This is a genomic window from Streptomyces sp. HPF1205, from assembly GCF_020400825.1.
In the GTDB taxonomy this organism is placed as follows: domain Bacteria; phylum Actinomycetota; class Actinomycetes; order Streptomycetales; family Streptomycetaceae; genus Actinacidiphila.
This window is the reverse complement of record NZ_JAINVH010000001.1, coordinates 267,085-282,352: the sequence shown is the minus strand read 5'-3', so window position 1 is coordinate 282,352 and position 15,268 is coordinate 267,085. Positions and strand designations below refer to the sequence as shown.

Here is a 15,268-nt window from a genome sequence, read left to right as displayed (position 1 = left end):
CGTCTTCCCGTCCGGGGGCCGCCGCCTCGTCCGCGAACGAACGTCCGCACGTACCGGGGAAAGGCTGAGGGGGACACGTGAGCAAGTGCCAACGGCCGGGTTGCGGCGGGACCTTGGAGGACATGGGCGGCGGGGAGCTGTACTGCGACACCTGCGGCCTGGCACCGCTGGCGGGCGCGCCGGCCCCGGCGCGCATTCCGGCGCAGGCACAGGTTCCGGCGCAGGCGCAGTCCCGGGCCGGCGCCGGCGCGGGCACGAGCGCGCCCCCCGCCGCGGGCGGCGCCGAGTCGGGCCGGTCGGCCTCGCGGAGTTCGAGCACCGGCACGGGCACCGGCAGCCGCTCCTCCTCGCAGGCCTCCCGCCGTTCGGTGTCCGGGCGGCTCTCGCAGGGCCTCAGCGGCGGCTCCTCGGGCCGTTCGGTGTCGGTGCGCAGCGCCAAGAGCGGCTCCAGCGGCCCGACCCGCGGCAAGCTGGGCGCCGGGCTGGTGTCCGTGCCGCCGGTGCCCAGGCCCGACCCGGCCTCGATGGTGCTGGCCAACCCCGAGGTGCCCGAGCGCAAGCGGTTCTGCAGCAGGAGCGAGTGCGGGGCGCCGGTGGGCCGCAGCCGGGGCGACCGGCCGGGCCGTACCGAGGGGTACTGCACCAAGTGCGGGCACCCGTACTCGTTCACGCCGAAGCTGCGGCCCGGGGACGTGGTGCACGGGCAGTACCACGTGGTGGGCTGCCTGGCGCACGGCGGCCTCGGCTGGATCTACCTGGCCGTGGACCGCGCGGTCTCCGACCGCTGGGTGGTGCTCAAGGGCCTGCTGGACACCGGCGACGAGGACGCCCTGGCCGCGGCGGTCTCCGAGCGGCGCTTCCTGGCCGAGATCGAGCACCCCAACATCGTGCGCATCTACAACTTCGTCGAGCACCTCGACCAGCGCACCGGCACCCTCGACGGCTACATCGTGATGGCCTACGTCGGCGGCAAGTCCCTCAAGGAGATCGCCAACGAGCGGCGCGGCGCCGACGGCAGGCGCCGCCCGCTGCCCGTCGCGCAGGCCATCGCGTACGCGGTCGAGGCCCTGGACGCCCTCGGCCACCTGCACAGCCGCAACCTGCTGTACTGCGACTTCAAGGTGGACAACGCGATCCAGACCGGGGACCGGCTCGAACTCATCGACATGGGCGCGGTCCGGCGCATGGACGACACCGAGTCGGCCATCTACGGCACGGTCGGCTACCAGGCGCCCGAGGTCGCCGAGGTCGGCCCGTCCGTGGCCTCCGACCTCTACACCGTCGCCCGCACCCTGGCGGTGCTCACCTTCGACTTCCAGGGCTACACCAGCGTCTTCGCGGACAGCCTGCCCGACCCGGCCAACATCGAGGTGTTCCAGCGGTACGAGTCGTTCTACCGGCTGCTGGTGCGGGCCACCGACCCCGACCCCGGCAAGCGCTTCTCCTCCGCCGAGGAGATGGCCGACCAGCTCCTGGGAGTGCTGCGGGAGGTCGTGGCCCTGGAGACCGGCCAGCCGCGGCCGGCCCTGTCCACCCTGTTCGGCCCCGAACTGCGGGTGGTGGACACCCAGTTGCTGCGCCCGATGACCGGCGACACCTCCGCGCTGGGCGCGGACCGGGCGCGGGAGAAGGCGGCGCGCAGACGCGGCCGGGCGCTCGCGGCCGGGACCCCGGCCGGGGCCGTGACCGTGACCGGGGCCGGCCAGGGCGCTCCGGGTGGTGCCGCGCCCGCTCCCCCGGCGGGCGGCCCCGTCCTGACGGGCACCGCCGGCGCGTTCGGGCCGCCGCCCGGCACGTGGCTGCCGGCCCAGCGCAGCGGGGAGGCGGCCGGCGGCCCGGCCCCCGCGATGGTGTCCCGGCTGGACGCGTCCGCCGCCGTACTCGCCCTGCCCGTACCGCACGTGGACCCCGGCGACCCCAACGCGGGCTTCCTGGCGGGCCTGTCGGCCGCCGCGCCCTCCGAGCTGGTGGTCGCGCTGCAGTCCGCGCCCGAGGACTCCGTGGAGCGCCGGCTGCGCGAGGTGCGGGCCCGGCTCGAACTGGGCGACACGCAGGGGGCCGGGTCCGTGCTGGACACGCTGGACGCGTCCGCCGAGGACAGCGCCGACTGGCGGGTGGTGTGGCACCGGGGTCTGGCCGCGCTGTGCGCGGGCGACCAGGAGACGGCGGCGATCGGCTTCGACGCGGTGTACGACGCCTTCCCCGGCGAGCCCGCGCCCAAGCTGGCGCTGGGCATCTGCGCGGAGGTGCTGGGCCAGCTCGACAACGCCGCCGAGTACTACCGGCTGGTGTGGACCACCGACCACGGCTATGTGAGCGCCGCGTTCGGCCTGGCCCGGGTCCTGCTGCGGTCGGGGGACCGCGACGGCGCCGTCAGGGCGCTGGAGTCGGTGCCGGAGGCGTCCATCCACTACACGGCGGCCCGGGTGGCGTCGATACGGGCCAGGCTGCGCGGCCGCTCGCCCGCCGAGCCGCTGCTGCCCGACCTGTACGCGGCCGCCCGGCAGGTCGACGCCCTGCAGCGGCAGGGCCTGGACTCCGACCGGCGCGAGCAGCTCGCGACCGAGGTGCTGGGCAGCGCCCTGGACTGGGTGCTGGCCGGGCGGGCGGGCGAGGCCGCGCCCGGCGCCCCCTCCCCCGCCCCCGGCCTGACCGGCGGGCTCCTGGGCGCCGAACTGGACGAGCGCGGCCTGCGGTTCGCCCTGGAAAGCTCGTACCGGCTGCTGGCCAGGCTCGCCAAGGACGGCAGTACAAGGATCGAACTGGTGGAACGCGCGAACCGTTTCCGCCCCCGGACGTGGGTGTGAATCCGATGCCAGCACAACCCGAGTCGGCCGCCTCCACGGCCGCCTCCGCCGCCCCTCCCACTCCGCCGCGCTGCCCCCGGTGCGCGGAGCCGCTGGACAGGGATGACCGCTTCTGCGGCGGTTGCGGGCGTGACCTCACCGCGCCCGTACCGCCCGCGCCGCCCGTGCCACCGGCCGTACCGCCGGCCGCCCCGCCCGTACCGCCGGCCGCGCGCCCCGCCGTACCATCGGCGCCCGGCGGCCCGCCCCCCGCGCCCGGGTCCGGTCCCGGGTCCGGTCCCGTGCCCGACGCGGCCGGCCCTTCCGGCGGCCGGACCGGGGACGGCCGGGACGGCGGTACGGGCGAGGTGCCCGCGGGCGGGGACGACGGCGGCGGGGAGACGCTCTTCCTCGGCGTGTCGGCACGGCTGTCCGACCCGAGGGAGGAGCCCGTGCCGTCAACCCGCGGCAGCGTGTGCGTGGCCTGCGGAGTCGGCGGGGTGGACGACGACGGGTACTGCGAGCACTGCGGCCACGCCCAGCCGCGCCAGCGCGACCACCAGGAAAAGGAGTTGGAGGGGGTCGCCGCGGTCAGCGACAGGGGGCTGCGCCACCACCGCAACGAGGACGCCTTCGCGGTGGCCGCCGCCTCGCTGCCCGACGGCACCCCGGCGGTGGCCGCCGTGGTCTGCGACGGGGTGTCCACCGCCTACCGCCCGGACGACGCCTCGGCCGCCGCGTCGGCCGCCGGCAGCGAGTCGCTGCTGACCGCCCTGGAGCGCGGCGCGGGCGCCCAGGACGCGATGCGCGGCGCGCTGCTGGCCGCCTTCGACGCGGTGAGCGCGCTGGCCGAGGAGGGGGAGCGGCCCGGGGAACGCCCGCGCAACAACGCGCCCGCCTGCACCTGCGTGAGCGCGGTCGTCACCGGCCCGCTGCTGACCGTCGGCTGGATCGGCGACAGCCGCGCGTACTGGATCCCCGACGACCGCAGCCGCCCGCCGAGCCGGCTGACCGAGGACGACTCGTGGGCGGCCCGGATGGTCGCCGCGGGCCTGATGTCGGAGGCCGAGGCGTACGCCGACGAGCGGGCGCACGCGATCACCGGCTGGCTGGGCGCGGACGCGGTGGAGGTCGACCCGCACGTCGCCGCCTTCCAGCCGGACGAGCCGGGCGTGATCGTGGTGTGCACCGACGGGCTGTGGAACTACGCGGAGTCCGCCGCCGAGATGGCCGAGGTGGTCCCGGCGGACGCCCGCAGCCGCCCGCTGGCCGGTGCCCGGGCGCTGCTCGGGGTGGCGCTGGACGGCGGCGGCCACGACAACGTGACGGTCGCGGTGCTGCCGTTCCCGGCCGCCGTGTCCAGGGCAGGATTCCCACCCGCCTAGCGACCGGCGCGGGGGGGCATTGCGAAGGTTTCTCACGAGGGTTTTCAGGGTCAGGGAGCGCAGGAAGCGATGGCCATTCTTTCCAAGTCGAACGTCCCGCAGTTCTCGGTGGACGTCTACCAGAACGAGTACCTGCCCGAGGGCAGCGGGGAGGTCAACGCCATCGTGACGGTCACCTCGACCGGCGGCGGCACCAGCGGGGGCCGGCCGCTGCCCGGCGGCGACACGGCCCGCGCCGCCGCCGCGGGCGTGGTGCTGATGCTGGACTGCTCGGGTTCCATGGACTACCCGCCGACGAAGCTGCGCAACGCCCGCGACGCCGCCGCCGTCGCCGTGGACGCCCTGCGCGACGGCACCTCGTTCGCGATCGTGGCCGGCACGCACGTGGCACGCGAGGTCTACCCGGGTGGCGGCCGGCTCGCGGTCGCCGACGCGGCCACCCGCGCGCAGGCCAAGCAGGCGCTGCGCAAGCTCACCTCGGGCGGCGGCACCGCCATCGGCACCTGGCTGCGGCTCGCCGACTCCCTGCTGGGCGGCGCCGACGTGGCGATACGGCACGGCATCCTGCTCACCGACGGCCGCAACGAGCACGAGAGGCCCGAGGACCTCCGGGCCGCCCTGGACGCCTGCGCCGGCCGCTTCACCTGCGACGCGCGCGGCGTCGGCACCGACTGGGAGGTCAAGGAGGTGACGGGCATCGCCTCCGCGCTGCTCGGCTCGGCCGACATCGTCGCCGACCCGGCGGGCCTGGCCGCCGACTTCCGGGCGATGATGGAGAACGCCATGGGCAAGGAGGTCGCGGACGTGTCCTTGCGGCTGTGGACCCCGCAGGGCGCCGAGATCGCCTTCGTCAAGCAGGTCGCGCCGACCGTGGAGGACCTCACCGGCCGGCGCGCGCCGGTCGGTCCGCGGGTCGGCGACTACCCGACCGGCTCGTGGGGCGACGAGTCGCGCGACTACCACATCAACGTGCGGGTGCCCGCGGCCGGGCTGGGCCAGGAGATGCTCGCGGCACGCGTGTCGCTGGTCCTGCCCTCCCCCGGCACGGACGCCCCGGAGGTGCTCGGCCAGGGCCTGGTGCGGGCGGTGTGGACCGACGACATGGCCGCCTCCACCCGGATCAGCCCGCAGGTCGCCCACTACACCGGGCAGGCCGAACTGGCCCAGGTCATCCAGCAGGGCCTGGAGGCCAGGAAGGCCGGGGACATGGACGGCGCCACCGCCAAGCTGGGCCGCGCGGTGCAGTTGGCGAGCGCCTCGGGCAACGAGGACACCGCCAAGCTGCTCGCCAAGGTGGTGGACGTGGTCGACGCCGCGAGCGGTACTGTGCGGCTCAAGGCGAAGGTCGCCGACGCCGACGAGATGACCCTGGAGACGCGGTCGACGAAGACCGTGCGCGTGAAGAAGTAGCCGCCGGGTACATAGTGCTCGCGCACGACCTGTGAGCCGCCCGGCGCGGCGGAGGGGGGCCGGCCCATGCCGATCTGTCCGAAGAACCACCAGTCCGCCACCTCGGACTGGTGCGAGGTCTGCGGTATCCGGATGACGCCGTCCGCGTATCCGCCGCGGCCGGCCGGCTCGGCGTCCTCGGCGTCCTCGTCGTCCGCCTCGCCGGCCTCCACCCCGCCGACCTCGCCCTCGCCGCCCGGGGGGTTCGCGTCCGAGCCGACCCAGGTCGCCGAGCTGTGCCCGCAGTGCGGCACGCCGCGGGAGGGCGCCGCGCTGTTCTGCGAGGAGTGCCGCTACAACTTCCGTACGCAGGCGCCGACGATCGCGCCCGGCGTCCCGCCGCAGGGGCCCGCGCGGGCCTCGGGGGCGGTGGGAGCCGCGGGGAGTCCGGGCGGCTCGGGAGCCGCGGCGCCGTCGTCCGGCCACCCGTCCGTCCGGCCGCACGCGGGGTCCCCCGACCTCCAGCAGGTGGCCGCGCCGACCGTCGCCTCGCCGCAGTACCCCCCGTACGAGCACTACGACTCGCGGCTCTCGCGGCCCTCGCAGGTCAACCGGCCCGCGGAGCCCGTGCCCCCCGAATCGGTGACGCTGGTCCCCGGGTCGGGGGACTTCCTGCTGGACCCGCCGTCCGGCTCGGTCAGGCAGGACCGGCGGGAGCCGGCGCCGTCCTCCGAGGCGACATCGGCGCAGGTCCAGGCCGCGCCGCCGACGGTGGTGCCGGGCGGCCCCGGCCGGGGCACGGCGTGGGTGGCGGTCATCGGCGCCGACCGCGAGTACTTCACCGCGATGATGTCCCGCAGCGGGCCGGACGCGCCGGGCCTGTACTTCCCCGCGTTCTCCCCCGAGGTCAGCCTGCCGCTGACCGGCAACCAGGTCACCATCGGACGCCGTCGGCAGAGCACCGGGGAGGCGCCGGACATCGACCTGTCCCGAGCCCCGGAGGACCCGGGCGTCTCCCACCAGCACGCCGTGCTGGTCCAGCAGCCCGACGGCAGTTGGTCGGTGGTCGACCAGAACTCGACCAACGGCACCACGGTCAACCTCGCCGAGGAGCCGATCCGCCCGTTCACCCCCGTTCCTCTCGGCGAGGGCGACCGGGTGCACGTGGGCGCCTGGACGACGATCACCCTGAGGAGGGCCTGAACCGATGCTGCGCCGCCTGGATCTCGGCTGGTTCGTCCGCCCCGGCTCCGAGACCGGTGACGGGCGGCCCCGCGTGGAGCCCGCGCTGGCGTACCTGGTCGAGCACGGCGGCGAGCTCATGCTGTTCGACACGGGCATCGGCGCCGCGGACCCGGAGACGGACGCGCACTACCGGCCCCGCCGGCGTCCCCTGTCCGCCGCCCTGCGCGCCGCGGGCGTCGACGCGGCAGACATCCGCCTGGTCGTCAACTGCCACCTGCACTTCGACCACGTCGGCGGCAACCCGCTGTTCGCCGGCACCCCGATCCTCGCCCAGGCCGCCGAGCTCGCGCTGGCCCGCGGCGACACGGGCCACACCCCCGAGCACCTGCTGGACTTCGCCGGGGCGCGGTACGAGGAGCTGTCCGGCGAGGCCGAGGTCCGGCCCGGGCTGTGGGTCGTGCCGACGCCCGGCCACACCGCGGGCCACCAGTCGCTGGTGGTGCGGGAGCCGGACGGGACGGTGATCCTGGCCGGCCAGACGCACGCCACGGCCTCGCACTTCGCGGCGGCCCGGCTGGCGCAGACGGCGGCGGCGGAACGTGAGGCGGCCGGGTCCTCCGCGGAGCCCCCGGACCCGCAGGCGCCCCCGCTGCCCGCGCCCGACGACGGGTGGCCGGCCCGGCTGCTGGAGTTCGACCCGCGGCGGGTGCTGTTCGCGCACGACGCCTCGGTGTGGGAGCCGGTCTGAGCCGGCGCTTGCGGGCGGCGGACGGCTGGGCGTCGGGCCGGGCTCGGGGCTCCGGGGGCCGGGGGCCGAACGCCGGGCGCGCGGCGGCATGCGGGCGGCGGGCCCCGGTCAGGGCGTGATCTGCCAGGTGGGGCCGACGTGGCGGGTCGTCCCGCCAGACCTACTGACGGCGGCCGTCGACGGTCAGGCCGTACCGGGCGCGGTCGGGGTGGCGGCCGGCGAGGATCCCGCTGGGCGAGCGTTCCCGCGGCCCCTCCCCTGGTTCCTCCCTTGGCCCCTCCCCTGGCTCCCGCGGGGATTGCCCGGCCCGCGCCGCCGACGGGCCGCGCCGCGAGCCGGGTGCGCCGGTCCTGCGCGGTTTCGGCCATGCCTCCATCGTGCGCCCGCGCGGGCGGGTCCTACGGCCTGCGTCCTCGGCCGGGGTGCCTGGCACCATGGGAGGGTGAACGAGATCCCGCACGGCGCGCCGCAGCAGCAGACCTTCTACGAACTGGTCGGCGGCGAGGACACCTTCCGCCGCCTGGTGCACCGGTTCTACCAGGGCGTGGCGGACGACCCCGATCTGCGGGCGATGTATCCCGAGGAGGACCTCGGCCCGGCCGAGGAGCGGCTGACGCTGTTCCTGATGCAGTACTGGGGCGGCCCGCGCACGTACAGCGACCGGCGCGGCCACCCGCGGCTGCGGATGCGGCACGCGCCCTTCGCCGTGAACAGGGCCGCGCACGACGCCTGGCTGCGCCACATGCGGACCGCCGTGGACGAGCTGGAGCTGGCGCCCGACCAGGAGCGGCAGTTGTGGGACTACCTGGTCTACGCGGCCGCCTCGATGGTGAACACGCCCGGCTGAATCCGCCGGCAGCCACTCCGCGGCTGAACCCGCCGAACCCGCCGGACCGGCCGCCCCCGCCCGCCGGTTGATCGGCTCGCGGGGGCGGATCACCGGGCCGCACACGGGCGTTGACGCGCATCCGTGCGCGAAGTTGTCCACCCGCCGCTCGGTCACGATCGTATTGCGACAATCTCCGACACTGTTCTGCACCGGCCGCCCCCTTGAGAGCATCCGGTCAGGGGAGGAACGGGGGAACGTTCGTGACCGGGTTCGTACTGATGCGCGTGCGCGCACACCGGGCGCTGCTCGCAGCCGCTCTCCTGACCGTCGTCCTGACCGCGTCGGTACTGGCCACCTTCACCGCGTTCACCGGCTCGATCGGTGACGCGGCGCTGCGCCGCACCCTCGGGCACCAGGCCGCGGACCGGGCCACGGTCGAGGCCCAGGCGTCGCTGAACGGCCCGGCGGGTCCCGTCGACGGCGCCGTCCGCAAGGTGCTGGGCGGCTCGTTCGGCGGCCTGCCGACGACCGTCCTTTCCACCACCCGCTCCGGCCCCTACGGACTGCCGCCGGCGCTGCGGCCCCCGGGCGCGGCCCGCACCGGCGACCCGTTGCTGACCCTGCTGGGCACCTTCGACCGCTCCCGGCTGGTCCTGGTCTCGGGCGCCTGGCCGGCGCCCGCCGCGGCCGGGGCCCCCGAGGTGCCGGTGGCCGTCCCCGCGGTGGCGGCGCAGGCCCTCAAGGCGCGGCCCGGCCAGGTGATCACGCTCGTCGACCGGCTGGGCGGCCCACGGCTGCGGATCCGCGTCACCGGCGTGTACCGGCCCCGCGACCGCACCGCCGCGTACTGGCACCTGGACCCGCTGGCGGGGCGCGGCGTGCGCACGGTGGGGTACACCACGTACGGCCCGATGCTGGTGGACGGCGGAACCTTCGCCTCCGGCCGGGTGCGGGCGGCCGAGATGTCGTGGCAGGCCGTCGGGGACTTCCGCACGGTGACGACCGGGCGGATGGGCGCCCTCGCGGACAGCGTGCGGCACGCCCTGGCGGCCTTCCGTACGGACCCGGCCGCCAGTTCCGCCCAGCCGTCCAGCGACCTGCCGGCGCTGGTGTCCGACTTGCGGCGCAGCCTGCTGGTGAGCCGGTCCACGCTGCTGATCGGCGCGCTCCAGCTGGTCGTCCTGGCCGGTTTCGCGCTGCTGCTGGTCGCCCGGCTGCTCGCCGAGGAGCGCGCCGGGGAGACCGCGCTGCTGCGCGCCCGCGGCGGCTCCCGGGCCAGGGTGGCGTGGCTGGCCGCCGCGGAGGCGCTGCTGCTCGCACTACCGGCGGCCGTGGTGGCGCCGCTGCTGGCCGGGCCGGTGACGCGGCTGCTCGGCGGGACCGGCGCGATGGCGCGTACCGGGGCGTCGCTCGGCGGCGGCTCGACCGGGGCGGCCTGGCTGGTCGCGGTGTGCACGGCACTGGCCTGCGCGGGCGCGGTGATCGCGCCGGCGTTGCGCGCCGGCGGCGCGTACGCGGTGGAGCGCGCCGCACGCTCCCGCCGCCGCGCCCTGCCCGGCGCGCTGCAGGCCGGTGCCGACGTGGCGCTGCTGGCGGTGGCCGGCGTCGCGTACTGGCAGCTTCAGCGGCGTTCCTCCGGCGGCGGCGCGCTCAGCGCCACCGCGAGCGGCGGGCTCGGCGTCGATCCGGTGCTCGTGACCGCGCCCGCGCTGTGCCTGCTGGCCGGCACGGTCCTGGTGCTGCGGCTGCTGCCCCTGGTCGCCAGGCTCGGCGAACGGCGGGCCGCGCGCGGCCGCGCCCTGGCCCCCGCGCTGGCCGGCTGGCAGCTCGCCCGGCGGCCGCAGCGGGGCGCGGGCGCGGCGCTGCTGCTCGTACTGGCCGTCGCCATGGGCGTGTTCGCCATCGGGCAGGGCGCGAGCTGGGACCGCTCGCAGCACGACCAGGCGGACTTCGCGGTCGGCGCCGACATCCGCGTGACCGGCACGACCACGCCCCCGTTCGGCCAGGCCGGGATCTACGCGGCCGCGCCCGACGTCACCGCCGCCGCGCCCGCCACCCGCGACCAGCTCCCCCTCTCCGGCGACCGGCACGCCACCTTGCTGGCCATCGACACCGAGCGGGCCGCCCGCGCGATGCGGTTCAGGCCCGACCTGACCGGCGGGCGCCCGGTCGCCGACGTGCTGCGGCCGCTGCGCGCCGGTGCCGCCGCGGCCCCGGCGGGCTTCGCGCTGCCCGCCTCCGCCCGGAAGGTGGTCGTCGACGCGACGCTGGACGTGGCCGGCGGGGCGCCACCCGGCCAGGAACCCGACCACCTGACGATGGTGGTCGAGGACGCCTACGGGGTGGTCTACGACCTGCTGCTCGGCGACGTGCCCCCGGACGGCGCCCCGCACCCGCTCGCCCTCGACCTCGCGGCGGCGTCGGGCACCGCGGGCGGCGCCCCGGCCGGGCCGCTGCGGCTGATCCGCGTCGACGCGGCCTACTCGCTGCCCTCCGCCCCCCAGCGGCACCGCCTCACCCTCGGCTCACCCGTGGTGACGGTCGCCGACGGCACCTCGCGGCCGCTCGCGACCGCCCCCGCACCCGCGGCCTCCTCCACGGCGTCATCCGCGGCCTCGTCCACGGCCTCGTCTGCGACCCCCTCCACGGCCTCGTCCACGGCTTGGTCGACGACCGCCGAGCTCGACGACCCGTCGCTCGCCCACCTGCCGGGCGAGACGGCGCCGTCGGTGTCGGGCACGCGGGCCGGCGGCGCCGCCCTGCTGACGGTCACCTACGACACGGGCGCCGCGGAACTCGACCCGATGTCCTACCAGACGCCCCCCACGGTGACCCTGCGCGCCCGGGCCTCGTCCGCCGCCGCGCCCCCGCTCGCCGCCGTGGCGACGGACACCTACCTGCGGGCCGTCGGGGCGAAGGTCGGAGACGTCGTGAAGGTGCCCGTGAACGGCGTGAACGCGCAGGTGCGGATCGCGGCCGCGGTGCGGGCGGTCCCGGCGACCGGGGACACGATCGACGCGCTGGGCGGGTCGGCCGGTCCGGAGGGCTCCGCCGGGACCCCGGACGGCGGCGCCGGCGGGACGGACGCCGCCGACGCGCCCGGCGGCTCCGGCGGCGCCGGCGGCTCCGACAAGGACGCGGGCACGCTGCTGCTGGACCTGCGGGCCGTCAACCGCACGCTGGAGGCGGCCGGCGCCCTCCCGATGCAGCCCACCGAATGGTGGCTCGCGACCCGGCCGGGCACCTCCGCCCGGGTCGCGGCCGCCCTGCGCGACCGCACCGACGTCGACAGCCTGCTCGTACGCGACGAGCGTGCCGCCGAGCTGCGGGCCGATCCGCTGGGCGCGGGGCCGCAGTCGGCGCTGCCCGCGGCCGTGGTGGCGGCGGCCGTGCTCGCGGCCGTCGGGTTCACGGTGTCCGCGGTGGGGGCGATCAGGGAACGCGACCAGGAGTTCGCGGTCCTGCGGGCGCTCGGCGCGCCCCGCCGCGGGCTGGCCCGGGTGATCGCCGCCGAGCAGGGCCTGCTGGTACTCGTCTCGATGGCGGTGGGCGTGGGCCTCGGCACTCTGCTCACCCGGCTGGTCACCCCGCTGATCATCCTGACCGGCACCGCGGGACGCCCGGTCCCCGACCTCCTGGTCGAGCTCCCGGCGGGCCGCCTCGCGCAACTCCTGGCCGTGGTGCTGGTGGCGCCGCTGCTGGTCGTCCTGGCCACGGCGATGCGGCGCGGCGATCCCGCGACGGCACTGCGACGGCAGGGGGAGGACTGATGGGGCGAACGGCTCCCGGCTGGGTGCGGGTCCGGCTGCGGGCGGCGCCCGGGTCCGCGCTCGCCACCTTCGCGCTGGTCATGGTCACCGCGTTCCTGGCCGCCGCGCTGCCGCGCGCGGTGGACCGCTACGAGGACCGCGCGCTGCGGCACGCGGTCGCGCAGGCCTCGCCCCGGGCCCGCGCGGTCTCGGTCACCGACCTCTACCGGACCGGCGAGGACCCGGGCATCCTCCCCGACCTCGGCCCCGCCTCGGTGGACAGGGCGGAGCGGGCGTTCCTCGGCCTGGCCTCCCCGCCGCTGCGGCTGCTGCCCGGCGGGGCCGTCTACGGTGTGCGGACCGGCGCCGACTCGGCGGTGCCCGACCCGGAGCTGCCGCGTACCTCCACCCATCCGCCGACCGCCGACCTCGTAGCTCAGGCGGGCCTCGCCTCCCAGGTGCGGGTGGTGGCCGGGCGCCTGCCGCGCGGCGCGTCCCATGACCCCGACGGCGCCGGGGGCTCGGGCGGGTCGGCCGGGTCCAGCGAATCCGGGGGTTCCGGCGGGTCCGGTGGGTCCGGCGCGTCCGGCGGGTCCGGGGGCTCGGCGGGCGACGAGCCGGCGACGACGCTTGAGGCCGCCGTCACCGAGCGGACGGCGAAGGTCCTGCGCCTGTCGGTCGGCCGGACCGTACACCTGGCCGGCAGGTCCGTGACACCGCTGACCGTGCGGATCTCGGGCATCGTGGCTCCGCGCGACCCGTCCTCGGCGTACTGGCACGAGGACTCCGACCTGCTGGCCCCCGTACTGTCCGCGCCCCCGACCCCGCCCGGCGAAGAACCCAAGACGTACTGGCACTTCACCATGCTGCTGGACCGTCCCGACGCCGTCTCGATACCCCTGCTGGGCGTCGGCGCCACGATGTACTGGCACCACCCGGTGGACGCCTCGCGGCTGGCCGCCCATGACGTGTCCGGGATACGCAAGGAACTGGCGTCGTTCGACAGCGGGCCGCGCGCCGTGCGCCTGCAGCGGCTCGTGGATCCGGGACTGCAGGTCGGAAGCGGCTTCGACGATCTGCTCGACACCTTCGCCAAGGACCGGTCCGCCGCCTCGCCGCTGGTGCTGATCGCGGCGGTGGGCGTGGGCACGGCCGCCCTCGCGGTGCTCCTGATGGCGGGCGGGCTGGCCGCCGAACGCCGGCGGGCCGAGATCGCGCTGCTGCGCTCCCGCGGGGGCTCGCTGCCAGGGATCGTGGCGCGGCTGGCCGGGGAGACGTGCGCGGCGGCGGTGCCGGGCGCGGCGGCCGGAACGGCGCTGGCGCTGGCCCTGCTGCCCACACAGCGCGCCCGGCTCTCCGTCCTGCTGGGGCTGGGCGTGCTGGTGGCCGGTGCGGCGGCGCTTCCGCTGCGGGCGGCGTGGGCGGTACGGCGGGTGCGCCCGGCCGCTCGCGACGACGTGGTCGCCGTACGCCCCTCGCGGCGCCGACTGGTGCTCGAACTGACCGTCACCGCCTTGGTCGCGGGCGCGGTGGTGGCGCTGCGGCAGCGCGGCACGGCTTCGGGCCCGGACGGTTCCGATCCCTTCCTGGCCGCCGCTCCGGCGCTGCTGGCGGTGGCCGCCGCGCTGGTGCTGCTGCGGGTCTACCCGCTGCCCCTGCGGCTGCTGAGCCGTCCGGCGTCCCGGCTGACCGGAGCGGTCGCCCACCTGGGTCTGGCCCGCGCGGGCCGCTCCCCCGCCGCCGGCCAACTGCCGCTGCTGGCGCTGCTCGTGTCGCTGACCGTCGCCTCGTTCGGCGGTTCGGTGCTGGCGGGCGTGGACCACGGGCGCGACCGCGCGGCGACGGCGACCGTGGGCGCGGACGCCCGCGTCGACGCGCGCTTCATGCTCGACCCGCACCTTCCCGACCAGGTGCGCAGGTCCCCGGGCGTGGGCCTGACGGTCAGCGCCAGGGTCGAGGACTACAGCCCCTCGCCCGCCCTCCCGACGCCGTACTCGGTGGTGATCGTGGACCCGGCCTCGTACGGCGAGCTCACCCGCGCCATCGGTCTGCCGGCCTTCCCTGCCTCGGTGTTCGCCTCCTACCACGGGCACGGGCCGCTCCCCGCGGTGGTCTCGCCGAAGGTGGCCGCGGCGATCGGCCGGGCCCCGACCCGGATCACCACGGGCGTGGGCGAGACCGACGTACGGGCGGCCGCGGTGCTGCGGACCACTCCGGCGGCCCCGGCCGACCAGTTCGTGATCCTCTCGGCCGCACAACTCGACGCGCGGCACCCGGACATGGCCCCGTACGTCCAGTACTCGGGTCCCACCACGATCCTCGCCATGAACGCGCCAGGGCGGCACATCGACGGCCCCGCGCTGCACCGGCTGGCCAAGGAGTCCACCACCTACGTGAGGGCCCTGCTGCGCAGCGAGCAGCGGGCGGCGCTGGCCGACACGCCGCTGCAGCGCGGCGCCCGTGAGGTCTACCTCGCCGCCATCGCGGCCGGTGCGGCCTACAGCGCGCTGGCCCTGCTGCTGTCGCTGCTGCAGGCCGCGCCGGCGCGGGCCGCCCTGCTGGCGCGGCTGCGGACCATGGGAATGACGCGCCGCCAGGCGCGGCGGCTGGTGCTGCTGGAGATGCTGCCGCAGACGCTCCTCGCGGCCCTCGGAGGCGTCCTGGTGGGGCTCGCGGCGATCCCCTTGCTGCGGCCGGGCGTCGACCTGCGGGCCCTGGCGTTCGGCCCGGGGTCCGGCTCGCCCGACGTACCGCCGGTCGACTTCGGCATCGGCTTGGGCCTGCGGGCCGACCCCTGGTCCCTGGCCCTGCCGTCGGTGGGCCTGGTGCTCCTGGCCTGCCTGGTGCTTCCGGTCCAGGTGTGGTGGAGCGGCCGGCGGCGCGAGAGTACGGAGCTGCGAGCGGGGGACAGGACATGAGCGGTCGCGACGGTACGGAGGAGGTTCCGGTGGGCGGGGCGGACACGGCGAGCGGGTCGGAGCCCGCGGGCACGGCGGGAGCGGGGGCGGTCGGCGGTACGGGGCAGGCGGCAGCCGGGGCTGAGGCGGTCGGCGTCGGCTCGGCCGGCACTGGGGCGGGGAGTGCGGGGCCGGAGGGTGCGGCGCCGCGGGCGGTCGGCGGTGCGGGGCAGGCGGCCGGGGCGGGCCGTCCGGGGCCGGGTCGTGCGGGCGGTGCGCCGGGCGCCGGGGGCGCGCGGG

8 protein-coding genes are annotated in these 15,268 nt (G+C 77.1%); all 8 read left to right on the top strand.

Annotation, left to right across the window (positions count from 1 at the left end):
* Positions 1–122 precede the first annotated feature (122 nt).
* Positions 123–2,807 (top strand): serine/threonine-protein kinase, encoded by a 2,685-nt coding sequence (locus K7G61_RS01165; protein WP_225844833.1) that lies wholly within the window; start codon positions 123–125, stop codon positions 2,805–2,807.
* Between the two features lie 281 nt (positions 2,808–3,088).
* Positions 3,089–4,171, top strand: a complete 1,083-nt coding sequence (locus K7G61_RS01160) for a PP2C family protein-serine/threonine phosphatase (RefSeq protein ID WP_308190565.1) — start codon at positions 3,089–3,091, stop codon at positions 4,169–4,171.
* Positions 4,172–4,240: 69 nt separating this feature from the next.
* A complete protein-coding gene (locus K7G61_RS01155) occupies positions 4,241–5,581 on the top strand; it encodes a VWA domain-containing protein (protein ID WP_225844567.1) in 1,341 nt (446 codons plus the stop codon).
* Positions 5,582–5,647: 66 nt separating this feature from the next.
* A complete protein-coding gene (locus K7G61_RS01150) occupies positions 5,648–6,763 on the top strand; it encodes an FHA domain-containing protein (RefSeq protein WP_225844566.1) in 1,116 nt (371 codons plus the stop codon).
* A 4-nt stretch (positions 6,764–6,767) separates the two neighbouring features.
* Positions 6,768–7,493 carry an MBL fold metallo-hydrolase gene (locus K7G61_RS01145; RefSeq protein ID WP_225844565.1) on the top strand — a complete coding sequence of 242 codons (726 nt, stop codon included), beginning with the start codon at positions 6,768–6,770 and terminating at the stop codon, positions 7,491–7,493.
* Positions 7,494–7,935: 442 nt separating this feature from the next.
* On the top strand, positions 7,936–8,340 hold the full coding sequence (locus K7G61_RS01140) for a globin (RefSeq protein ID WP_225844564.1): 405 nt from the start codon (positions 7,936–7,938) through the stop codon (positions 8,338–8,340).
* Positions 8,341–8,582: 242 nt separating this feature from the next.
* Entirely contained in the window at positions 8,583–12,092 is a 3,510-nt protein-coding gene (locus tag K7G61_RS01135) for an FtsX-like permease family protein (RefSeq protein WP_225844563.1), read from the top strand.
* A complete protein-coding gene (locus K7G61_RS01130) occupies positions 12,092–14,989 on the top strand; it encodes an FtsX-like permease family protein (protein ID WP_225844562.1) in 2,898 nt (965 codons plus the stop codon). The genes K7G61_RS01135 and K7G61_RS01130 overlap by 1 nt, the downstream gene beginning before the upstream one ends.
* Positions 14,990–15,268 lie beyond the last annotated feature (279 nt).

What these genes read in the sequence shown, in the direction of transcription:
- K7G61_RS01165 (WP_225844833.1), top strand. Translation starts at nt 123, where the DNA reads ATGGGCGGCGGGGAGCTGTACTGCGACACCTGCGGCCTGGCACCGCTG.
- K7G61_RS01155 (WP_225844567.1), top strand. Translation starts at nt 4,241, where the DNA reads ATGGCCATTCTTTCCAAGTCGAACGTCCCGCAGTTCTCGGTGGACGTC.
- K7G61_RS01150 (WP_225844566.1), top strand. Translation starts at nt 5,648, where the DNA reads ATGCCGATCTGTCCGAAGAACCACCAGTCCGCCACCTCGGACTGGTGC.
- K7G61_RS01145 (WP_225844565.1), top strand. Translation starts at nt 6,768, where the DNA reads ATGCTGCGCCGCCTGGATCTCGGCTGGTTCGTCCGCCCCGGCTCCGAG.
- K7G61_RS01130 (WP_225844562.1), top strand. Translation starts at nt 12,092, where the DNA reads ATGGGGCGAACGGCTCCCGGCTGGGTGCGGGTCCGGCTGCGGGCGGCG.